Annotated in this window: 17 protein-coding genes, 1 tRNA gene and 1 pseudogene; 14 read left to right on the plus strand and 5 right to left on the minus strand. The window is 64.6% G+C overall.

Annotation, left to right across the window (positions count from 1 at the left end; all coding sequences use genetic code 11):
• The first annotated feature begins 241 nt into the window (after window positions 1–241).
• Window positions 242–2650, plus strand: a complete 2409-nt coding sequence (locus tag M0D43_RS09325; protein ID WP_252165008.1) for an HrpF/NolX family T3SS translocon protein — start codon at window positions 242–244, stop codon at window positions 2648–2650.
• A gap of 872 nt (window positions 2651–3522) precedes the next feature.
• Window positions 3523–5154 carry a type III secretion system effector XopAE gene (xopAE, locus tag M0D43_RS09330; RefSeq protein WP_252165009.1) on the plus strand — a complete coding sequence of 544 codons (1632 nt, stop codon included), beginning with the start codon at window positions 3523–3525 and terminating at the stop codon, window positions 5152–5154.
• A gap of 417 nt (window positions 5155–5571) precedes the next feature.
• On the opposite strand, the gene M0D43_RS09335 is transcribed toward xopAE, so the two are convergent.
• Window positions 5572–5648, minus strand: a tRNA-Arg gene (locus M0D43_RS09335).
• 468 nt (window positions 5649–6116) lie between these two features.
• Here M0D43_RS09335 and ubiA point away from each other — a divergent pair.
• The gene (gene ubiA / locus M0D43_RS09340; RefSeq protein WP_252164399.1) at window positions 6117–7022 is read left to right on the plus strand and encodes a 4-hydroxybenzoate octaprenyltransferase; all 906 of its coding nucleotides are present in this window, start codon (window positions 6117–6119) and stop codon (window positions 7020–7022) included.
• A gap of 246 nt (window positions 7023–7268) precedes the next feature.
• Here ubiA and M0D43_RS09345 read toward each other — a convergent pair whose 3' ends face one another.
• Window positions 7269–7994, minus strand: a complete 726-nt coding sequence (locus tag M0D43_RS09345) for a ComF family protein (protein WP_252164400.1) — start codon at window positions 7992–7994, stop codon at window positions 7269–7271.
• Between the two features lie 49 nt (window positions 7995–8043).
• Here M0D43_RS09345 and bioB point away from each other — a divergent pair, with 49 nt between their 5' ends.
• The 7 genes from bioB (at window position 8044) to lpxO (ending at window position 14801) form a co-directional block, all read left to right on the plus strand.
• Entirely contained in the window at window positions 8044–9078 is a 1035-nt protein-coding gene (bioB, locus tag M0D43_RS09350) for a biotin synthase BioB (RefSeq protein WP_260808150.1), read from the plus strand.
• Window positions 9002–10375, plus strand: coding sequence for an 8-amino-7-oxononanoate synthase (gene bioF / locus M0D43_RS09355; RefSeq protein WP_260808151.1), 1374 nt, complete (start codon window positions 9002–9004; stop codon window positions 10373–10375). Before bioB ends, bioF begins: the two co-directional genes overlap by 77 nt.
• Window positions 10376–10567: 192 nt before the next feature.
• Complete coding sequence (locus tag M0D43_RS09360; RefSeq protein WP_260808152.1) at window positions 10568–10942, plus strand: DUF7079 family protein; 375 nt, start codon at window positions 10568–10570, stop codon at window positions 10940–10942.
• 164 nt (window positions 10943–11106) lie between these two features.
• Window positions 11107–11868, plus strand: coding sequence for a pimeloyl-ACP methyl ester esterase BioH (gene bioH / locus M0D43_RS09365; RefSeq protein ID WP_101363011.1), 762 nt, complete (start codon window positions 11107–11109; stop codon window positions 11866–11868).
• 44 nt (window positions 11869–11912) lie between these two features.
• The gene (locus tag M0D43_RS09370) at window positions 11913–12695 is read left to right on the plus strand and encodes an SDR family oxidoreductase (RefSeq protein ID WP_260808153.1); all 783 of its coding nucleotides are present in this window, start codon (window positions 11913–11915) and stop codon (window positions 12693–12695) included.
• 63 nt (window positions 12696–12758) lie between these two features.
• Window positions 12759–13643, plus strand: a complete 885-nt coding sequence (bioC, locus tag M0D43_RS09375) for a malonyl-ACP O-methyltransferase BioC (protein ID WP_252164405.1) — start codon at window positions 12759–12761, stop codon at window positions 13641–13643.
• A gap of 252 nt (window positions 13644–13895) precedes the next feature.
• Window positions 13896–14801, plus strand: a complete 906-nt coding sequence (gene lpxO, locus M0D43_RS09380) for a lipid A hydroxylase LpxO (protein WP_252164406.1) — start codon at window positions 13896–13898, stop codon at window positions 14799–14801.
• Window positions 14802–14981: 180 nt separating this feature from the next.
• Here lpxO and M0D43_RS09385 read toward each other — a convergent pair whose 3' ends face one another.
• From M0D43_RS09385 to M0D43_RS09395, 3 genes are read right to left on the minus strand one after another with little or no spacing between them, the layout of a single operon-like run.
• Window positions 14982–15401, minus strand: coding sequence for a nuclear transport factor 2 family protein (locus M0D43_RS09385; protein ID WP_260808154.1), 420 nt, complete (start codon window positions 15399–15401; stop codon window positions 14982–14984).
• Window positions 15402–15443: 42 nt separating this feature from the next.
• Entirely contained in the window at window positions 15444–16061 is a 618-nt protein-coding gene (locus M0D43_RS09390; RefSeq protein ID WP_252164408.1) for a YdcF family protein, read from the minus strand.
• Entirely contained in the window at window positions 16046–17005 is a 960-nt protein-coding gene (locus M0D43_RS09395; RefSeq protein ID WP_252164409.1) for a pyridoxal-phosphate dependent enzyme, read from the minus strand. The genes M0D43_RS09390 and M0D43_RS09395 overlap by 16 nt, the downstream gene beginning before the upstream one ends.
• A gap of 157 nt (window positions 17006–17162) precedes the next feature.
• Here M0D43_RS09395 and M0D43_RS09400 point away from each other — a divergent pair, with 157 nt between their 5' ends.
• The 4 genes and pseudogenes from M0D43_RS09400 (at window position 17163) to M0D43_RS09415 (ending at window position 20992) form a co-directional block, all read left to right on the plus strand.
• Complete coding sequence (locus M0D43_RS09400; RefSeq protein WP_252164410.1) at window positions 17163–17621, plus strand: hypothetical protein; 459 nt, start codon at window positions 17163–17165, stop codon at window positions 17619–17621.
• A 133-nt stretch (window positions 17622–17754) separates the two neighbouring features.
• Window positions 17755–18093, plus strand: a complete 339-nt coding sequence (locus M0D43_RS09405; RefSeq protein ID WP_260808155.1) for a hypothetical protein — start codon at window positions 17755–17757, stop codon at window positions 18091–18093.
• A gap of 100 nt (window positions 18094–18193) precedes the next feature.
• The gene (mnmG, locus tag M0D43_RS09410) at window positions 18194–20098 is read left to right on the plus strand and encodes a tRNA uridine-5-carboxymethylaminomethyl(34) synthesis enzyme MnmG (RefSeq protein WP_260808156.1); all 1905 of its coding nucleotides are present in this window, start codon (window positions 18194–18196) and stop codon (window positions 20096–20098) included.
• Window positions 20099–20307: 209 nt separating this feature from the next.
• Window positions 20308–20992, plus strand: a pseudogene (locus M0D43_RS09415) (DUF2490 domain-containing protein).
• Window positions 20993–21089 lie beyond the last annotated feature (97 nt).

Genomic DNA, 21089 nt, shown 5'->3' on the forward strand with positions numbered 1-21089 from the left:
CGCCGGGCCGCAACAGGAACAATCGCCGCTCAAGCATCTGCGCCGCACCGCACCGTTCGGTGGCGACGCATCGATCCTCCGATTTTTGCGCTTTTTTCGCCAAAATAGTTCGTCGGCCATGGTGCACGTTGCGCAGACTGGCAACATACGTCTACACCGCATGGGCGCATCCGTGCGGCCGTATAAGAATCAACTTATACGAAGGTACTCTGCCAATTCTGTCATTAGCGAGGCCGCCTATATGTCGCTCAACACGCTGTCTACCGGGAGCAACCCCAGCCAACTGCTGGGCACTTCTTTAAACGAGTCATCTTCATCGGAGTTGCTCGGGTCGGATTCGTCCAGGAATGGCTCCGACCTGCCATCGACGATGGATAACATCTTTCAGCAAATCTACCTGCTGCTGGCGGCCCTCCAAGCCAACACGCCAACCAGTACATCAGGTAATGCGCCGGCAAATACGGCAAGCAGCGATGCCAACACCCAGCTGTCCGCATCCGATTGGGACGCCACCCAGCCGATTGAAAAGCGCACCTCGTGGCCATCCCTGGGCTACGACTTCGACCCCAAGCACATCAAGGGGAAGGATGCGCCGCCGGCGCTGGAAGGTTCCACAGTTACCTGGAACGATGGCACGCTGACCAAGTCGGAGCTTCAGATCGTTTCGACGCTGAATGCACACAAGGATCAGATGCCGCTCGAGTACAAGAATCTCGACGACAAGATCAACGACCCTTCCACGCCCGCCGACCTGAAGGCCGCATTGCAGGGCCTGAAACAGGATCCGCGATTGTTCTTTGCGATCGGTTCTCAGGGAGACGGCAAGTGCGGCGGCAAGATCAGCGCGCAGGATCTTTGGGATTTCTCTGATTCACATCCGCAGGTCAAGGAGCTGGGCGGGAAGAACGACGAGTTCAACCCCAAGAACATCAAGGGCTCCAACCCGCCACCGGCTGCGGAGGGCTCGACGGTCACCTGGAACGACGGCCAGCTCAATCAATCCGAATTGGAGACTGTCTCGGTCCTGGATCGGCATAAGGACCAGGTCGACTCGTTGTCCTTCGATCAGCTGGACGCAAAGATAAATGACCCATCGACGCAACCTGACTTGAAGCAAGCATTAAAAAGATTGCAGAAGGATCCACGGTTGTTCTTTGCCATCGGCTCGCAGAAGGACGGCAAGTGCGGCGGCAAGATCAAGGCGCAGGACCTGACAGACTTCTCGTACTACCATCCGCAGATTGCCGAGTACAACGACAAGAAGGCCAAGGGCTACACGCAGAACTACATCGCATCCGATAGCCCCGACAAGACCAAAGCGTCGGTCATGACCAAAAGCGATGCCCTGCGCGAGCTGTATCGCTATTCCGACTATCTGCCCGGCAACCTGAGCGAGGACGAATTCGCCAAGATCGTCGATGGCGATAGCAAGACCGGGAAGTGTCCTCCGCAGGTGATCGCGGCTGCTCAATATTTTCGCGATCATCCGGACGAGTGGAAGGAATTTTCGGGAGATTCCGGTTCGATGAGCACACCGGACTTCCTGCAGAAATCCACCTCCGAGATGCACCTGACCGCGGACGAGCAGAAGACGCTGGACACCATCAACGGTCATCAAGACGCGTTCTACGGTGACGGCAAGGAAGTGACGCGTGACAAGCTCGACGCGATCTCCAAGGACGACAAGGCCGACCCGGCGGTCAAAGACGCCGCAACGCAGTTGTTGGCCGATCCGCTGCTGTTCGGCTTGTTGAACAACTCGATCACCGGCTACAAGAAGCCTCATCACTTTTTCGGCGGCGGCCATGTCGTCGACTCGGGCAAGATCAGCCAGGACGATTTCCGGCAGTTCTATGACCACATGAGTGCAGCCAACAAGACCGTGGACACGCCGGCCACGCACGAGGCGAGCTCGCCCGAGCAGCAAAAGGCGGTCGCGGACATGCTGGTGGGCAAGGACGATCCGCCCGCGACCAAGAAGCCCAAAAAGGACGTCGGTACGTTCCAACATGGCCTGCACGAGTTTCTCAAGTGGGACAGCAAGATCCTGGACTGGATGTCCGTTGGCCTGAGCGCATTGAACGGAATCCCCGTGATCGGCGAAATTGCCGACGCGGCGTCGATTGCATTGGAGAGCGAGGCGCAGGCGGCGCAGGTGGTCGACACCGCAATCCAAGGTGGCGACATGTCGCTTGCGTTGAAGCTGGCCGGCATCAATATGGCCGGAGCAGCGGTTGGAGCAATCGGCGGACCCACGGCCAGAATCGGGGCCAAGGGGGTTGCCAAAGGAGTCGCCGAAGCCGCGGCCAAGGAAGCAGCTGAGGGCGCGGCCAAGGGGACTGCCAAGGGCGTGGCCAAAGGTGCGGGTAAAACGGCGGCCGAACGGCCGAGCGCCGCTGAGTTCGCAAAAGGGTATGTCGGCGGCTCTGCGATCAGTAAATCGGTCGAGATGCTCAAAGCCCCCATCTTGGCGGGCTTGCATTACGAAGAATATCAACTGGACAAGCAGAAAGACGGAGAGATCCACCAGAAGATGGAAAACGCCGGCGGCGTCCCGGTGGGCAAGCAGTTTATTCCCAAAGGTATCGCCGACAACTTCGAGGGAGACCTGCGACAGAATCTGAGGAATGTCAGAGTGCGTCGTAGATAACGCGCATGCCACAGCGACATGTCCGTTAGACGGCCTGCAGCAGGCGTTGGTGCTCGAGAAGGTAGGCGTTGAGGCAACGCCGGTCGATCAGCCACTACCTGCTGCAGCATCGCGCGACGCGGATGCGTTGCGCTATCGCTTGGCCGCCGTTGCATGAACGTGCCTCTAGATGCCTGGAGGCACGTTGCGGCACCGCATGCAGCCGTAACGTGCCTTGAGGCGACAACGCGACCGGATGCCAGAGGCCGTCCCGGGAGCGTCAACGTCTTTGCAATGGAGACAGTCGGCACGCGTGGATACTGTGTCATGAACGATGCGACGCACCACCTGATCGATCATCCGTTGCCATCGTGTGTATCGCGCTGAAAACCGATTAAATCGAACGCCGAACCATTCGCCGCTTTCGGTGAGGAGGTATGCCGCACAGGTGCACCTTTGCAAACCGGCGCCGGATTCGTCGGGCGATGCAAGCTTTCGCTCCGGTTCCGCGATGGCAATCGCATCGCAGTAGCCTGCACTCCGCAACGCTGCCGCCAGCCGACTATGTAGGATATATCCCCATGTTCAATGTAAATCGCCTACTGCGCTCTCGTCCGCGAACCGATACCGCCGATCAAGCGCCGGCTGAAGACAGGCCTTCGCGCCAACCTTCGCCCGCAGAGGGCTTGCTGGGCCCTCTACTCGCGCGGCCGCGACGGCGCGAAAGCACGTCGCCGGCGGATGCCTTGCCGCCCAGAACACCGGGACAAGGGCGCCCTTTCCGATCACCTCTGCGTCCGTCGAGGCACGCGGTTGCGCTAGCTGGACCGTCTTCTGCGCCACCGCACAACATCGAGCACGACATCGACGATTGGCTTGCGCGCAGCCTGCCGATCGCAGAGCGGGTGCGAACGGGCTTCAACCTGCACGACGGGCAGAGAGATACGTCGCGTGAGGTGCTGCAAAGCGTTGCAGAGGCAATCCGTAATGTAGCGACCCGCAGCAGCACCGAGCTTGCCCTCGACTACGGTCTCCCTGCCACGACGCTACCTGATGCGATCGGCCGGCTCGACGGGCTACAGAAATTGACGCTGATGCATACCGGGCTTCAGTCGCTGCCAGACAGCCTGGGGCAGCTGCGCCATCTCCGTCATTTGCAGGTCGTTGGCGCGCCGGGCATGAAAAAGCTGCCAGCCTCGTTGACGGGCCTGTCCGATCTAAGAACCCTTCAATTGGCGTTGATCCCGTTGGATGAGTTGCCCGCCGACCTGGGGCGCATGCAAGGTCTGCGCAACCTCACGCTAGGAGCCGGGCACTACGCGCGCCTGCCGGCCAGCATCGTTGAACTGAGCCGATTGACCGGATTGAGCATGTCGAACTCGTCGCATTTTCGCGAGTTGCCTGAAAACATCGGTCTCATGCAAGGACTCAGGTCACTGGAGGTGGCATCGAACTCCAAGCTGGAGCAACTTCCTGGCAGCCTCACCCGGCTGCACCGGCTGGACAAACTCAACCTGTCGTCCAACCGCCGGCTGGCGCACTTGCCTGAAGACATCGGTCAACTGCGCGGCTTGACTGAACTATCGCTCAAAGATTGCGCCGCGCTGCGGCAGCTGCCCGACAGTGTGGGGGATCTCGCCCAGCTGCGACTGCTGGACCTGCGCGGCACCGGCCTGCAGACCCTTCCGCAGTCGCTGGCCCGACTGCCCGCTCGCTGCGATATCAAGGTGCCGGATCATCTGGCATACCAACTGCTGCAGATCCGCGATCCGGAGGGCGCGCAGCGCGCGGCACAGCGGCTGGCCGACAGAAGGCGACGGGCGCCGGTGCCTGCGGTGCAACAGGCCGGGGCGTCGTGGAACCGCGTCCCCGAATTCACGCGCGTGTTGCGCACTATCGATGCCGACCTGGGCGAGCGTTTTGACAAGTGGACCCAGGGCTTGGCGCAAAACTCCCTGATCTTCGGCGCATCCATCACATCGGCCGACATGCCCCTGTTGGACCAGGTGGTGGCCGAGGCCATTCGATCACCCGAATTCCGAAACACCTTCGGTGAATTTTTGAGCGAGCACACCGTCAAGAGACTGAACATGGACGGCATGACGCAGTTGGGCGGTTTCGGGCCTTCCGTGCGCGGGAACGTCAAGACCGCCTTTGCGGAGATGCTCAAGCACAAGCTCATGCACACGCAGGACCACCAGACTGCACTGGGCCTGCTGCAGGAAGCCCTACAAAATCCCGGCTTGGGGCTGTCCAGGGAGAGGCTGCTGCGCAGCAGGAATGAACTCACCGGACGTGTGGAGATGTGGCCGCCACTGAAGGCCTATATCTCCATGCACGATGTGGAGGGAAAGGCAGCGCAGGAAGCGGCGACCACGTGGGCGATGGCGCATTTCGAAGAAGCGCAGGAGGGTGTCATCGGGGAAGCAGAGGCCAAGCAGGAGTCCGAACAGGCGCAGGCCAACGCGAACCGCTTCATCGAGCAGCGGGCGCGTGCACTGCTGGGAGAATGGAACATCCGTTAGGCCCTGGCCTCCAGCGATGTCCCCCCACCCCCCGGCAGTCAAGACAGACAGGTCTGTCTGGTGATGTTGGCCGCAGAACCCGGCGGGTGTTTGCCCGCCGAGTCTGCGCAGCGTTTATTGGCCGTTGGCAGCCGGCAAGAGTCGGTAGGTCTGTATGCTCGCTTCGCTCAAACCGCGCAACCTGTGCATATCCCAAACGCAGCGTTGGTCGCCGTCGTTGAAGACGTTCCATGGAAGCCGCTTGACTGCGTGGGGCATCCATCGCTGCGCTTCTGCGTTGAGGGCTGGCGCACATCTCTACCCCGACCAGCCTGGGTGCCAATGCATCCGGGTGGACCTTACGGATGCACAGACGACAAAAACCCCCGATTTTCTCGAGGGTTTTTGGATATCCCAGCACAAGCCGGGAACTCGAATTGGTGCGCCCGGAGGGATTCGAACCCCCGACCAATGGCTTCGGAAGCCACTACTCTATCCGGCTGAGCTACGAGCGCCTGGCCGCGCATTATGCCAGAACAGCCGGCGTGCGCGTGACGGGGCTGGGCGACACGGGACCTGGCAAGCCACGGCATCGCTCGAGACGTGATGACACCGGCCTGTCGGCCCGAGCAGCGGCTGCGTGGCAACCGGACGCCCAGGTGCAAGCGCATAGGGTCCAGCCGTGCAACCGTGTCGCCGCCTCAAGCGGCAGTCGCCAGAGCGCAAGCCTGCTCAACGTCCCCAACCTGACAGTAAGAGCGAGCACGCGCCCGAGCGCGGTCACTGCCGAGCTTGCGTTGCAGCCGTACCACCGGCCGCAGCCCACCTGAACCAACCGCGGCCCTTGCCGCTCGCAACCTCAATCGCTGAGGCCAGCCGCACGCAATGAACAGCCTGGCGTCGAAAATCCCAAGACCGCCGCGCGGGCAGCGCCTCACGCGTCCACATGACCATGGCCGAGCCGCACTGCTACCCTTTGCCGCATGAGCAAGCATGGTGTCGAACAACTGCCCGCAGCGACCGCACTGACGTGGCCGCAGCGGCTGGAGCAATACTGGAAGCTGGTCCGTGGCGACCGCCCGATCGGCAGCCTGCTGCTGCTCTGGCCCACCTGGTGGGCGTTGTGGCTGTCCGCCGATGGCCTGCCGCCCCTGTGGACGCTGTTCGTGTTCACCGCCGGGGTCTGGCTGACCCGCTCGGCCGGCTGCGTCATCAACGACTACGCCGACCGCTGGCTGGACCCGCACGTGGAGCGCACCAAGTCGCGCCCGCTGGCCACCGGCGCGGTCTCCGGGCGCGAGGCGCTGTGGGTGTTCGTGGTGTTGATGCTGGTGGCCTTCGCGCTGGTACTCACACTCAACTGGCTGACCGTCGCGCTGAGCGTGCCCGGCGTGTTCCTGGCCGCCAGCTACCCCTATCTCAAGCGCCACACCCACCTGCCCCAGGTCTATCTGGGCATGGCATTCGGCTGGGGCATTCCAATGGCCTTCGCCGCCGTGCAAGGCAGCGTGCCATTGCTGGGCTGGGTGCTGTATGCCGCCAACATCCTGTGGGCGACCGCTTACGACACTTGGTACGCCATGGTCGACCGCGACGACGACATCCGCATGGGCAGCAAGTCCACCGCCATCCTGTTCGGCAAATTCGATCTGGTGGCTCAAGGTTTCTTGTATGCGCTGATGTTCGCGACGCTGGTGCTGGTTGGTCTGCGCGCTGATCTCGGTGCTGCGTACTGGGCCGGCCTGGGCGTTGCGGCGCTCCTGGTGGCCTACGAATTCCGCATCGCCCGCCACCGCGAGCGTGGCCCCTGCTTCCGCGCCTTCCTGCACAACAACTGGGTTGGCCTGGCGATCTTCGTCGGCATCGCAGTGGCGGTGGCGGGGCGTTAGCGCGCGGATTCGGATTCGGGAATCCGTCGATTACAGATCAGATGTTGAGATTGCGCGTGAGGCTTCAACGCGTGCAGGCATCGTTGACGGCTCTACTCCTCGTCGAGTCCTCCGCCCTCCACCCGCCGAAGCAGCATCGCCATCCACCGCGCTGCCGCTAGACAAAGCCCCTCTCCTACGGGAGCAGGGTTCGGGCTGGGGTGAGGGTACGGACGCAGCCGCACACGCAGACCGCAACAATCTCGATCACGGCACCCGCGCGCAGACCCATGCATCCACCCGTTGAACACCCGCCTTGCGTAATGCCTTCGCCGCGGCGTGCAGCGTCGCGCCGGTCGTCATCACGTCGTCCACCAGCGCCACATGTGCCGGCAACGGGCCGCAGGCCACGAACGCATCACGCAGATTGCGGTGCCGCTCGATCGCGTCCAGCTCGGATTGCGGCGCGGTCGCGCGCACGCGGCGCAGCAACGGCAGGCACGGCAGCCGCAGCGCGCGGCCGAGCGGTCGGGCCAACTCCAGCGCCTGGTCGTAACCGCGCTGGCGCAGGCGCTGCCGGTGCAGGCTCACCGGCACCAACGCCTGCGGGCGTGGCAGCCCCGCACAGCGCCGGGCCATCAGGTCGCTAAGCAGGCGGCCCGCCGCCAGGTCCTGATGAAATTTGAACCGCCGCAGCAGCCCGTCCACCGGCCAGCGATAGGTGAAGCAGGCATGCACCCGCTGCAGCGGCGGAGGTTCCTGCAGGCACTGCCCGCACAACGCCACCCCATCGGAGGCGAACAGCTGGGTGGCGCAGCACAGGCAGGCATGGCCATGATCGGGCAAGGCGGCGCGACACGCGGGGCAGAGATCGCCGTCAGGCGTGCCGGCTTCCGCACAGACCAGACACAGGCTCGGCAGCAGTAGCCGCAGCACCCGCTGCGGCCACCTGTAAACCGAGCGCACCCCGTTGAAGTTGACAGCCTCTTCCATGCTCACCAGACTGCCTGGCTTCCAAGCCGCTGACTGTCAGGAAACTCCGATGTCTGTTGTCGTCCGCCATGACTGGGATCGCAAAGAGCTGCAGGCGTTGTTCGATCTGCCGTTCCCCGAGTTGCTGCATCACGCGGCCAGCGTGCACCGCGCACATTTCGACCCGGCGCAGGTGCAGGTCTCCACGCTGCTGTCGGTCAAGACCGGTGGCTGCCCGGAAGACTGCGCCTATTGCCCGCAGGCGCAGCGCTACGACACCGGCGTGACTGCGCAGAAGCTGATGGAGACCGAAGAAGTGGTCGCCAAGGCGCGCCAGGCCAAGGCCGCCGGCGCCTCGCGCTTCTGCATGGGCGCGGCCTGGCGCTCGCCCAAGGAGCGCGACATCCCCAAGGTGGCCGCGATGATCCGCGAGGTCAAAGCCATGGGCCTGGAGACCTGCGCCACGCTCGGCATGCTGGACGCCGGCCAGGCGCGTGCGCTCAAGGACGCCGGGCTGGACTACTACAACCACAATCTGGACACCGCGCCGGATTACTACGACTCGATCATTCACACCCGCCAGTACCAGGACCGCCTGAACACGCTGGAACATGTGCGCGATGTCGGTCTGAAGACCTGCTGCGGCGGCATCGTCGGCATGGGCGAAACCCGTGAACACCGCATCGGCTTGTTGCTGGCGCTGGCCACGCTGCCCGCGCACCCGGATTCGGTGCCGATCAACCAACTGGTGCAGGTGCCCGGTACCCCGCTGCATGGCACCCAGCAGCTGGATCCGTTCGAGTTCGTCCGCATGATCGCGGTGGCGCGCATCGCCATGCCCAAGTCGATGGTACGTCTGTCCGCCGGCCGCGAAGCGATGAGCGACGAACTGCAGGCGCTGTGCTTCCTGGCCGGTGCCAATTCGATCTTCTACGGCGAGAAACTGCTCACCACCGGCAACCCGGACACCGAGCGCGACCAGGCCCTGTTCCAGCGCCTGGGCCTGCGTCCGATGCAGATCACGGTCGATGCGGCCGAGCACGATCACCCCGGCACCGTGCATGCGGAGATCACCCGCAGCGCTGCCTGCGAGCACGCCGCCTGAGCATGGGCCCGGCACCGGTCGTCGGTGCCGGCTGGGCGCGCTGAGCCCGGCACGCTACGCTAGCGGCCCTTCTCTGCCGTTGAACGCCCGCATGGCTCGCCCCGATCTGCACGAACGGATTTCGTCGCTGCGCAAGTTGCGCGTGGCCCAGGAACGGGTGCGGGTGCGGCGACAGGTCGGCCGCCGCGATGGCGTGCGGCTGGAAATCGACGGCCGCTGGTTGACCGGTTTCTGCTCCAACGACTATCTGGGTCTGTCGCAACAGTTCGAAGTGGTCGCCGCGCTGCAGGATGCCGCTGCCCGCGATGGCGCCGGCGCCACCGCCTCGCATCTGATCTGCGGCCACCACACCGCGCACGAAACGCTTGAGCGCGAAATCGCCGAATGGCTGGGCTATCCGTCGGCGTTGCTGTTCGGCAGCGGTTTCATCGCCAATCTGGCGGTGCAACAGGCACTGCTCAGCGAAGAAGACGATGTCTGCGTGCAGGACCGGCTCAATCACGCCAGCCTGCTCGATGCCACGCGGCTGGCTGGTTGCCGGCTGCGGCGCTATCCACATCTGGATGTGGAAGGCGCGATGCGTCAGCTCAAGGGCTCGCCCGAGGGTGCGGCGATGCTGGTCAGCGACGGTGTTTTCAGCATGGATGGCGATGTCGCGCCGCTGCGCGCGTTGAGCCTGGTGGCTCGCATGCAGGAAGCCCTGTTTTATGTGGACGATGCGCATGGTGTTGGCGTGCTCGGTCCGCAAGGTCGCGGCTGCGTGGCCGATGCCGGGCTGGGCGTGGCCGAAGTGCCATTGCAATTGGTGACCCTGGGCAAAGCGCTCGGTGGCTACGGCGCCGTGGTCGTAGGCCACGAGGCGCTGATCCGCCATCTGGCCGAAACCGCGCGCCCGTACATCTACACCACTGCATTGCCGCCGGCGCAGGTCGCCGCCACGCTGGCAGCCGTGCGCCTGGCGCGTCGCGACGACTGGCGGCGGACGCGTCTGGTCGAATTGATCGCTGCGTTTCGCGATGGCGCGCGCAAGCACGGCTTCGAATTGATGGCCTCCGACACACCGATCCAGCCAGTGTTGTGCGGCGAAGAAGCAACCGTCATGGCGATGTCGGCCGCACTCGAACAGGCAGGCTTTATGGTTGGCGCCATTCGTCCGCCCACCGTGCCCGAAGGCAAGGCGCGCCTGCGCGTGACGCTGTCCGCGTTGCATACGCCGCAGCAGGTGCAGGCGCTGATCGACGCCATCGTGCAGGCGCGCGATGTGGTCAGCCGGCAGCCGCTGCGTGCGTCTGCCTGAAGCGAGCCGCAGTGCGTGCATGGCCTGCGCTGAAACCACCGCGGGCCACTCAAGCAATGCATTGACTGCACAAGGCACAGGCATGTCAGGCGACAACCAATGTGGTGATGTTTCGGTGCGACACGGATCGCATGCATCGCACCGACTGTGCAGCGGGTGCGCGCTCGCATCCAATCCCATCTGTGCACTGACATGTCGCCAGCGACACCAGGCACAGCCGCCACAGCGCAACACCGCGTGTGGGAAGCGTTATCGCGGTTGTACCTGGACAGTGACAGGCGCGACGACGACAGCATCGCGCGCGTGCTGGCTGCCTCCCCGTTCACCCTGGAAGCGTTACGCAGGATGTTGTTGCACGAAGTGCATCCGGTCCTGATCGGCAACCTGCGCAGCGTGTACGGCGTGTGGGACGGGTTCGATCCCGACTGGTTGGCAGCCGAGATCCAGGCGCGGCGCACACGTCGCTGGTGCTGGCCAGCGCGCTGGCACTGGCGCGGTTACGCGCGCACGCAGCGGGCGTTGCTGGCCCCGAAGATCGGCGCGCTGCGTGCAGTCGCCACGCACTGACGCGGACGCGCCGCAGCAGCGCCGTACCGACATACCCAAGCACCCATCGGCAAACTGCAATCGACGCCAAGGCCGCCACGATCCCGTCTTTGTGAACCCTGTCGCAGCACCAACGTGGCTTCCTCAACCCTGACCGGTCCGCAACAATCGGCGACAATGCGCGCATGCATATCGATGTCATCGGCCACGGGCCTGCGCTGGTTCTTCTGCATGGCTGGGCACTGCACGGCGGGGTGTTCGCACCGCTGGTGGAGCGTCTGGCGCCGCACTATCAATTGCATCTGGTCGACCTGCCCGGGCACGGCTTCAGTCGCGACGACAGCACACCGCTGGCGCTGCCGTACGTGGTCGCCGAGATTGCGGCAGCCACGCCGCCAGCGGTGTGGCTCGGCTGGTCGTTGGGCGGGCTGTTTGCGCTGCATGCGGCCGCCACCCTGCCGCAGGTGCGCGGGCTGGCGATGATCGCCGCAACGCCGCGTTTTGTGCGCGGCAGCGATTGGCCCGATGCCGTCCAGCGCGAGGTGTTCGTGCAATTTGGTACCGAGTTGTCGCGTGACTACCGCGGCACCCTGGAGCGTTTTCTTGCGCTGGACACGATTGGCTCGGCGCATGCACGCAGCGAACTGCGCAGCCTGCGCGAGACGCTCACCGCGCGTGGCGAACCGGCGCCGGAGGCATTGCAGCAAGGCCTCACCCTGCTCGAACGCACCGACCTGCGTCGCGCCGTACCGCAACTCGCACGCCCCAGCCTGTGGATCGCCGGGCAACGCGATCGCCTGGTGCCTGCCGCCGGCATGCATGCCGCCGCCGCGCTCAGCCCGCACGCGCAGGCGCTCACCATTGCCGGCGGGGGCCACGCACCGTTTCTCGGTCATGCCGATCAGGTGAGCGAGGCGCTGCAACGCTTCGTTGCGTCCGTGCCATGAGCGGATCGTCGATCATGCGCCATCGCTGATCGAGGACACACCGCATGGATCTTGGAATCGCTGGCCGTTGGGCGTTGGTTTGCGCCGCAAGCAAAGGGCTGGGCTTGGGCTGCGCACGCGCATTGGCCAGCGAAGGCGTCAATCTGGTGATCGCCGCGCGCGGCCGTGATGTACTGGAACAAGCTGCCGACGCAGTGCGCGCGCTTCCCGGCGCTGGCGAAGTGCGCAGCGTGGCCGCCGACATCGCCACGCCGGAAGGACGCAGCGCCGCACTCGCAGCCTGCCCGCAGGTCGACATCCTGATCAACAACGCAGGCGGCCCGCCGCCGGGCGATTTTCGTCAATGGGAACGCGAGGACTGGTTGCGCGCACTGGATGCCAACATGCTGGCGCCGATCGAGCTGATCCGCGCCACCGTCGATGGGATGCGCGCCCGCCGCTTTGGTCGCATCGTCAACATCACCTCCAGCGCGGTGAAGGCGCCGATCGACATCCTCGGCCTGTCCAACGGCGCCCGCGCCGGCCTCACCGGCTTCGTCGCCGGTTTGGCGCGCAGCACCGTGGCCGACAACGTCACCATCAATAATCTGCTGCCCGGGCAATTCCTTACCGACCGGCTGCGCGGCAATTTCGCCGCCATCGCGCAACAACAAGGTGGCACCGCCGACGACGTCGCCGAGCGCAAACGTGCGGGCATCCCGGCCGCGCGTTTTGGCGAGCCGGACGAGTTCGGCGCAGCCTGCGCCTTCCTGTGCAGCGCGCAGGCCGGCTACATCACCGGGCAGAATCTGCTGATCGACGGCGGCAGCTATCCCGGCACGTTCTAGCGCAGGGCCGCGCACGACGCATCGATTCCCTCCGCCTCTGCCAGCGGCGACAATAGCGGCGCCATGAATAGCACTTTCGATCCCCGCCACGTCCGCCGCGCCTTTGCGCGTGCCGCCAGCACCTACACTGCCGCCGCCGCGCTCCAGCGCGAAGCGGAAGCGCGCCTGCTCGAATCGCTCGACTATCTGGGCGAGCAGGTGCCCAAGGTGGTGCTCGATGTCGGCGCCGGCCCGGGTCATGCCAGCGGCACGATCAAGAAGCGCTGGCCAAAGGCGCAGGTCATCGCGGTCGACCAAGCCCTGCCGATGCTGCGCCAGGCGCGCAAGGCGGCCGGCTGGTGGAAGCCATTCGCACAGGTGTGTGCCGATGCGCGCGCGCTGCCCGTCGCCGACGGCAGCGTGGATGTGATCTTCAGCAATCTGTGCCTGCAGTGGGTGGAAGACCTGCCGGCCGTGTTCGCCGGATTCCGCCGCGCGCTGCGCCCGGGCGGGCTGCTGCTGTGCTCTACCTTCGGCCCGGAAACGCTGATCGAATTGCGCGAGGCCTTCGCGCAAACCGACCCGGCCCCGCACGTCAGCCGCTTTCCGCCGATTGCCCAATTCGGCGATGCCCTGCTGATGTCCGGTTTCCGCGATCCGGTGCTGGACCGCGACCTGTTCACCCTGACCTACAACGACCTGCCCGCGTTGATGCGCGAACTCCGTGCGATGGGCGCGACCAATGCGCTCAGCAACCGCCGCGCCACGCTCACCGGACGCGGCCGGTTTGCCGCCGCCAGCGCGGCCTACGAACCGTTGCGGCGGCCGGACGGCACCCTGCCCAGTTCCTGGGAAGTGATCTACGCCCACGCCTGGGCACCGGCACCGGGCGCACCCATCCGCGAACACGGGCACGACGTCGCCAGCGTTCCGGTCAGCGCAATCCCGATCCGTCGTCGCATCGACTGAGCGTCGGTAAAGAACGCTAGAAGTTGCGCAGCCACTGCCGGTGAGACACAGCGTATTGCGTCCATGCCAATGCGCACCTGTCAGGCTCGGCGGCCACACTTGCTAGAATTCTGAAGTTACTGGCCGTACGTCCCTGCTGCGGCTCACCTTGTTCGATGGTGGGTGGCTACCGACACGGCGCAGCATTGCTGCGTGCGCTTGTTGGCAGCCTCTCTCACGTTTGCGGCCCCCCGCCCCCAATCGGCCTGCCCCATGTTGAAGTGGCTCCTCATCGCGCTGTTCATCGCATCGGCGCTCTACATCCATTATCGCGGTCGCGTGCGGCACCGGCTCAGCCGGCAGTTGCTGGACCATTCCACCTTCATGGCACCGATCAACACGCTGATGTACCTGTGTTCGCGCGTGCCGACCACGCCGTTCATCGATCCGGGCAAGGAATTCCCCGAGCTGGCGCCGCTGCGCGCCAATTGGCCGGTGATCCGCGACGAAGCGGTGGCGTTGCAGCAGATGCAGAAGATCCGCGCCGCCGACGGCTATACCGATATCGGCTTCAACTCGTTTTTCCGCCGCGGCTGGAAGCGCTTCTATCTGAAGTGGTACGGCACCGCGCACCCGTCGGCGGCCGCGTTGTGCCCGCAGACCACCGCGTTGCTGAAGTCCATCCCCACGGTAAAGGCGGCGATGTTTGCCGAACTACCGCCGGGTAGCGAGCTGCGCCCGCACCGCGACCCGTTCGCCGGGTCCATGCGCCTGCACCTTGGCCTGGCCACGCCCAACGACGACCGCTGCTTCATCGACGTCGACGGCCAGCGCCATAGCTGGCGCGACGGCGAGTGGACCATGTTCGACGAGACCTATATCCACCACGCGCGCAACGACACCGACCAGGACCGCATCATCCTGTTCTGCGATATCGAACGCCCGATGCGCTGGCGTTGGGCGGCGGCGGTGAACCGCTTCGTCGGCCGCAGCCTGCTCTCGGCCGGTGCCTCGCCCAATCAGGAAGGCGACAAGACTGGCGGCATCAACCGCGTGTTCCGCTATTTCTATGCCGCGCGCCTCAAGGCCAAGGCACTGAAGGAACGCAACAACCCGCTGTACCAGGTGCTCAAGTGGAGCATCTTCGTGCTGGTAGTGGTCGCAGTGGTGCTGCTGTAACGCCTGCCGTGATCAGGCAAGCGCGCCGCTGATGCGAGGACCTCCCGCCGATAAGATCGGCAAGCGCCCGTAGAAGCGCGAAGGCACGCGATGCTGCCTACGATCCACGCCGCATCGCGCCTATCGGATGCTGCATAAGGATCGATTCGACCTACCGAGCAGCGCGCGCAGGCCACGCAGTCAGCGCGACACCTGCGCGATCCATTCCTGCAGGTTGTAGTAGTTGGTGACGCGGGTGATCTTGTCGCTCTGCACGTCGAAGAACGCACCACCCGGCAGCACATAGGTCTGCCCGGTTGCCTCCGGCAGGCCCTCGTCGGTGGTGTGATAGACGCCATGCACCACGTACTCGGCGCCGACGCGGGTGCCATCGTCGTTGGCGATGACGACGACATCGCGCAATTGCTCGCGGTAACTGCCGTTCATGCGTTGCAGGAAGGCGGCAAATTCGGCGCGGCCGATTTCGCGCGTCCCTTGATTGAGGTCGTGGGCGACGTCGTCGGCCAGAAACGCCAACATGCCGTCCCAGTCGCCACGATTGAATGCTGCGTAGTAGGCCTGGACCAGGCCGATGGCGTGTTGCCGATGGGTCTCGCTCATGCTCGAACCTGCCGCTGGGAAAGCCGCATCATAGGCCCGCAGTCACGGCCCTTGCACCACCAGATCGCGGTGGAAGTAATACACCTCCTGCAACAGGAAGCGCCAACTGGTGTGGAAGCTGCGAAAGCGCGTGCTCGGCGTGGACGAGGCCAGCGCGTCAATGCCCAGTTCCTGACTCAGCCGCAGCGCGCGCGCCATGTGCAGCGGGTCGCTGACGATGATCGCCCGATGCATGCCGTGCCGCTCCATCAGCGTGCGCGCCTGCTGCAGATTCTGCCGGGTGGTGCGCGATGTGGTTTCGATCACGATGGCGTCCGGCGGGATACCATGGCGCAGCGCATAGCGTCGGGCCACCTGCGATTCGGCAAAGCGCGCGCCGGTGCCGAAGCCGCCGGTAAACAACAGGTGCGGCGCATAGCCCTGCGCATACAGGTCCAGCGCATGCCGGATGCGTTCTTCGAACACCGGCGAAGGCCGCGCATCGTAGGCAGCCGCACCCAGCACGATGATCACATCCGCCGGCGCGGCCTGATCGCGATCGCCGATCCACACGATCCAGCCCGCCACCGCCACCAGCCAGATCAACCCCAGCATGCACAATCGCCAGCCCCAGCCCCACAGGCCGAGCCTGCGCACGCGCCTGGTCACGCCGCGGCCCATGGCAAGGCGTCCAGATCGACATTGCCGCCGGACAGGATCAAGCCCACCCGCCGCCCGGCGAACCGCGCCGGCTCGGCCAGCACCGCCGCCAGGGTGATTGCCGAAGACGGCTCAACCACTTGCTTGAGCATCTGCCAGACCAGCCGCATCGCCTGCACCACGGCGGCATCGTCGACCGTGATCACCTGCGCACCAGCGTGCTGCAGCAGCGCGAAGTTGGGCGCGCCCAAGGTGCCGCGCAGACCGTCGCACACCGTGTCCGGCACGAAATCGACCAGCCGCTGCCCGGCCGCCAGCGAACGCGCGGTATCGGCTGCGCCGGCCGGCTCGGCCAGCACCAGCGCGCAGTTGGGTGCGGATCGCAGCGCCAGGGCGGCACCGGCCGCCAGCCCGCCACCGCCGACCGGCGCCACCAGCACGTCCAGCCCACCGCTTTGATGCAGCAGCTCCAGGGTGGCCGTCCCCTGCCCGGCAATCACCGCGACATTGGTATAGGGGTGCACCAGCGTGGCACCACTGCTGGCCTGCACCTCGGCGCAGAGTTGTTCACGCGCGGCGATGGTCGGTGCGCAGCGCCACAAGGTGGCGCCGTGCCGGGAGATATTGGCCAGCTTGGCGGCCACGGCGCCTTCGGGCACCACCACATGGCAGCCGATGCCGCGCGTGCGTGCGGCCAGCGCCAGCGCCGCGCCGTGATTACCGGACGAATGCGTCACCACACCGCGCGCAGCCAATTCATCCGGCAGCGACCACACCGCATTGCAGGCACCGCGGAACTTGAATGCCCCACTGCGCTGCAGATGCTCGGCTTTGAAGACGAGCTGCGCACCGCTGAGCGCATTCAGGCTGTGCGATGTCAGCAATGGTGTCGGCGCGCAGTGCGGCGCGATCCGCGCAGCGGCCTGCAGGACATCGGAATGGGCAAGAGGGACCGTCTCGATCATGCCTGCAAGATTAACGTATCGCCTCCTCTTCACGGGTCGCACGCACGGCCGCCGCGCATGCTGGATCGATGAAAAAGCGCCGCGTTGCCGCACAATTAAGGACCGATTCAATGCATCGGCTCGAAAGTGACACCATGGTTGCAGGAGGGCACCATTCATGAAATTCCGTCTGATCTTCGCCGCCGGGCTGTTGACCCTGGGCGGCTGCGCAACCTACGACTACACCGGCGCTGGGTCGGGCGGCTATTACCGCGGCGCACCTGCCGTGCAGTATCGCTATCCGCCCGGCTATTCCCCTTATTACTACGGCAACCCATACGGCATGCCGTACGGCTACGGTGCCGGTTCGATCGGCCTGTACGACTATCCGGTGTACCCGGTCTACCGCGGCGGCGGCTATTACTACAGGCCGTACGATCGTCGTCCGCAGTACCGCCCGCCACGCCCGAACGGGTCGTTTAACAATGGGCAGCGCCCCAGCGGCTCGCGTCCGCAACAAGCCAACCGCCCGCCGGCAAGCGGCGCACAGCCGCCGCGTATCGGGGCACCACCCCGGGTCATTCGCGAGATTCAACGGCAAACGGCACCGCGTAACACCCGCGAACAGATTCCTTGAGTTCCTGACTGCGACAGAGCCCACAATTGACGATATTGGGGGCTTGCGTTCAGCTGACGATTGGCTGCAAGCTAGGCACTCTGTGTGACCCGCCACGTCATCTTCTGACCCGGCCCGTCCCACGGACCGACTTATGTCGATGTCCGACAGGGAAATCTGGATCCCCCCTGTTCCGGCCCTGTCGGATATCGGCGCCTACGACGCAGAAAGCCCCGGCATGCCGGGGCTTTCTGTTTTTGTTTCGATCGTGGTGGACAAGCGCCGCTGCAGAAGAAAGCAGACACCTATGCGCAGAAAGCGCAAAAAAATAAGGGTCGGCAGTCCCCCGACTACCGACCCTTACGCTACCCCATCGCACGCGCGGCTGGCCCCTGTTCCAATTCCAGCCTTTGCGCCCATGTCGCAATGCCACGACGGGTGCAGTAGGGATATCCGCACAAAACATGCCAACTTGAGGGTCACCATTCAATAATGTGACTTACATCACATATTTTTCGATTTAGTGACCATGCGAGCGCTTCAGCCGATACTTCCGCGGCCGTTCCCTTCTTTTTTCTGATCAGTCCAGGCCCATGTCCGACTCTTTCTACCGCTACGACGTCATCGTGATCGGCGGCGGCCATGCCGGCACCGAGGCCGCGCTGGCGTCCGCGCGCGCCGGTGCCCGCACCTTGCTGCTGACCCACAACATCGAGACGGTGGGCGCGATGAGCTGCAACCCGGCCATTGGCGGAATCGGTAAGGGGCACCTGGTCAAGGAGATCGATGCCCTGGGAGGCGCCATGGCGCGCGCGGCGGATCTGGCCGGCATCCAGTGGCGCACGCTCAATGCGTCCAAGGGGCCTGCGGTACGGGCCACGCGCTGCCAGGCCGATCGCAACCTCTATCGCAACGCCATCCGTTGCATCGTCGAGGCCCAGCCCAACCTGACCGTGTTCCAGGCGGCGGTGGACGACCTGATCATCCACAACGGCACGTCCGAAGCCGACAGCGTGCGCGGGGTCATCACCCAGACCGGGTTGCGCTTCGAAGCGCCGTCGGTCGTGCTGACCGCCGGCACCTTCCTGGCCGGCAAGATCCACGTCGGCGAGACCCAGTACGCGGCCGGGCGCATGGGCGACCCGCCGGCCACCACGCTAGCCGCGCGCCTGCGCGAGCGGCCGTTCGCGATCGACCGGCTCAAGACCGGTACGCCGCCGCGCATCGATGGGCGCACGCTCGACTACGACGTGATGGCCGAGCAGCCAGGCGACGACCCGCTGCCGGTGATGTCGTTCATGGGCCAGCTCAGCGACCATCCGCGCCAGGTCAGCTGCTGGATCACCCAGACCACCGAGCACACCCACGACATCATTCGCAACGCGCTGCATCGCTCGCCGCTGTATTCCGGGCAGATCGAAGGCATCGGCCCGCGCTATTGCCCGTCGATCGAAGACAAGGTGGTGCGCTTCGCCGAGAAGACCAGCCACCAGATCTTCGTCGAGCCCGAAGGCCTGGAAGTGGCCGAGATCTACCCCAACGGCATCTCCACCTCGCTGCCGTTCGACGTGCAGCTGGCACTGGTGCGCTCGATCCACGGGTTTGCGCAGGCGCATATCACCCGCCCCGGCTATGCGATCGAATACGACTTCTTCGACCCGCGCGGGCTCAAGGCCTCGCTGGAAACCAAGGCGGTGGGCGGGCTGTTCTTCGCCGGGCAGATCAACGGCACCACCGGTTACGAAGAGGCCGCCGCACAAGGTCTGCTGGCCGGGCTCAATGCCGCGCGCCATGTGCAGGGCCTGCCCGCGTGGTCGCCGCGCCGCGACCAAGCCTACCTGGGCGTGCTGGTCGACGATCTGATCACCCACGGCACCACCGAGCCGTATCGCATGTTCACCAGCCGCGCCGAATATCGGCTGCAGCTGCGCGAGGACAATGCCGATGCGCGGCTGACCGGTGTCGGTCGCGAGATGGGTCTGGTCGACGACGCGCGCTGGGCGCGCTTTTCGGCCAAACAGGAGGCCGTGCAGCGCGAAACCGCGCGGTTGTCGGCGCTCTGGGCCACACCGGGCAATGCGCTGGGCCGTGAGGTGGCCGATGCGCTGGGCGTGGCGGTCAGCCGAGAAACCAACGTGCTGGATCTGATCAAGCGCCCCGAACTCACCTACGCCACCTTGATGCGGGTGCCGACCCTGGGGCCGGGCGTGGACGATACGCAGGTGGCCGAGCAGGTCGAGATCAGCGTCAAGTACGCCGGCTATCTGGATCGCCAGCGCGACGACATCGCGCGTCAGCAACGTCACGAAACCACGCCGATCCCCGAAGGCTTCGATTACGCCAGCGTGCGCGGCCTGTCGATCGAAGTGCAACAGAAACTCGAACGCGTACGACCGCAACACATCGGCCAGGCACAACGCATCCCGGGCATGACCCCGGCAGCGATCTCACTGCTGCTGGTGCATCTGGAGCGCGCACGGCGTAGTCAGGTGGCGTGAGCGAGGCAACGATCGCGGGCAATGGTCGGCGATCGGCTGCTAACACATCGTTCTGAGAGCCTCGGTCGCCGTTGCGCGTCACGGTGAAACGATGGCGCATCCCGATGAGTGAAGCGATAGACGAAAAACCGGAACGATTGGCCGAAGAGCCGCCCGAGGCAGCGCAAACCATGCTGCCATGTTTTGCCAACGCCGACACATGTCAGCACATGACCGCTTCCAGCACCTTACTGTCGGCAATGGCTCGCATTGCCGGCCTTGCTCTGCTGCTGACACTGGCCGCTCTTTCGCCAGCCCGTGCCAACACCGACGAAGATGGTCGTTACTGGCTGAGCATGTATGCGCAAGGAAAGCTGCCGGTCGAAAATGTGTAATGGAGCATGGATGTACATCCGCGCTGGCGCGAAGAAGGCGAACAGTTCGATCAACTGATATCGCCTTAACCCCAAGGCCAGCGTCTGGATGGGCTACGACACCATCATCAGCCATCCGGCAGGCCAGTCCTCCAATTGCGAAAATCGCTGGTGGGGGCAATTTCAATACCAGTTCGATCCGATCGCCACCAGCACCATTACCAGCCGTATGCGTCTGGAACAGCGCCACCGTGAAGACTTCAGCGATGAGGGTTACCGCGTGCGGCAGATGCTCCGCACGGTGCGCCAGAGCGGCGTCAGCCCGCAACTGTCGTGGGCGGCGTTCAACGAAGTGTTCGTCAATCTGGATCAGACGCAATCGGGTGCGCGACGCGGTCTGGATCAGCATCGCGTCTTCGTCGGCATCAACTGGAAATTCAATGCCGATGCCGATGTCGGTTAGCTCAATCAGTTCGTCAACACGCGCGCAGTGGATCGGGAAAACCACGTGTTGATGACCACGTTCCGCTTCAACTTCTAAGCATCACTTGCTTGCATGGCGTTGCACAGGCGGACTGAAAGCAGTGCGTTTAGGCAACGCTGATGGGGTTGGACTAGCCGATGCGACGTATTCAAGA

This window comes from Xanthomonas prunicola, from assembly GCF_025266575.1.
Classification (GTDB): Bacteria; Pseudomonadota; Gammaproteobacteria; order Xanthomonadales; family Xanthomonadaceae; genus Xanthomonas; species Xanthomonas prunicola.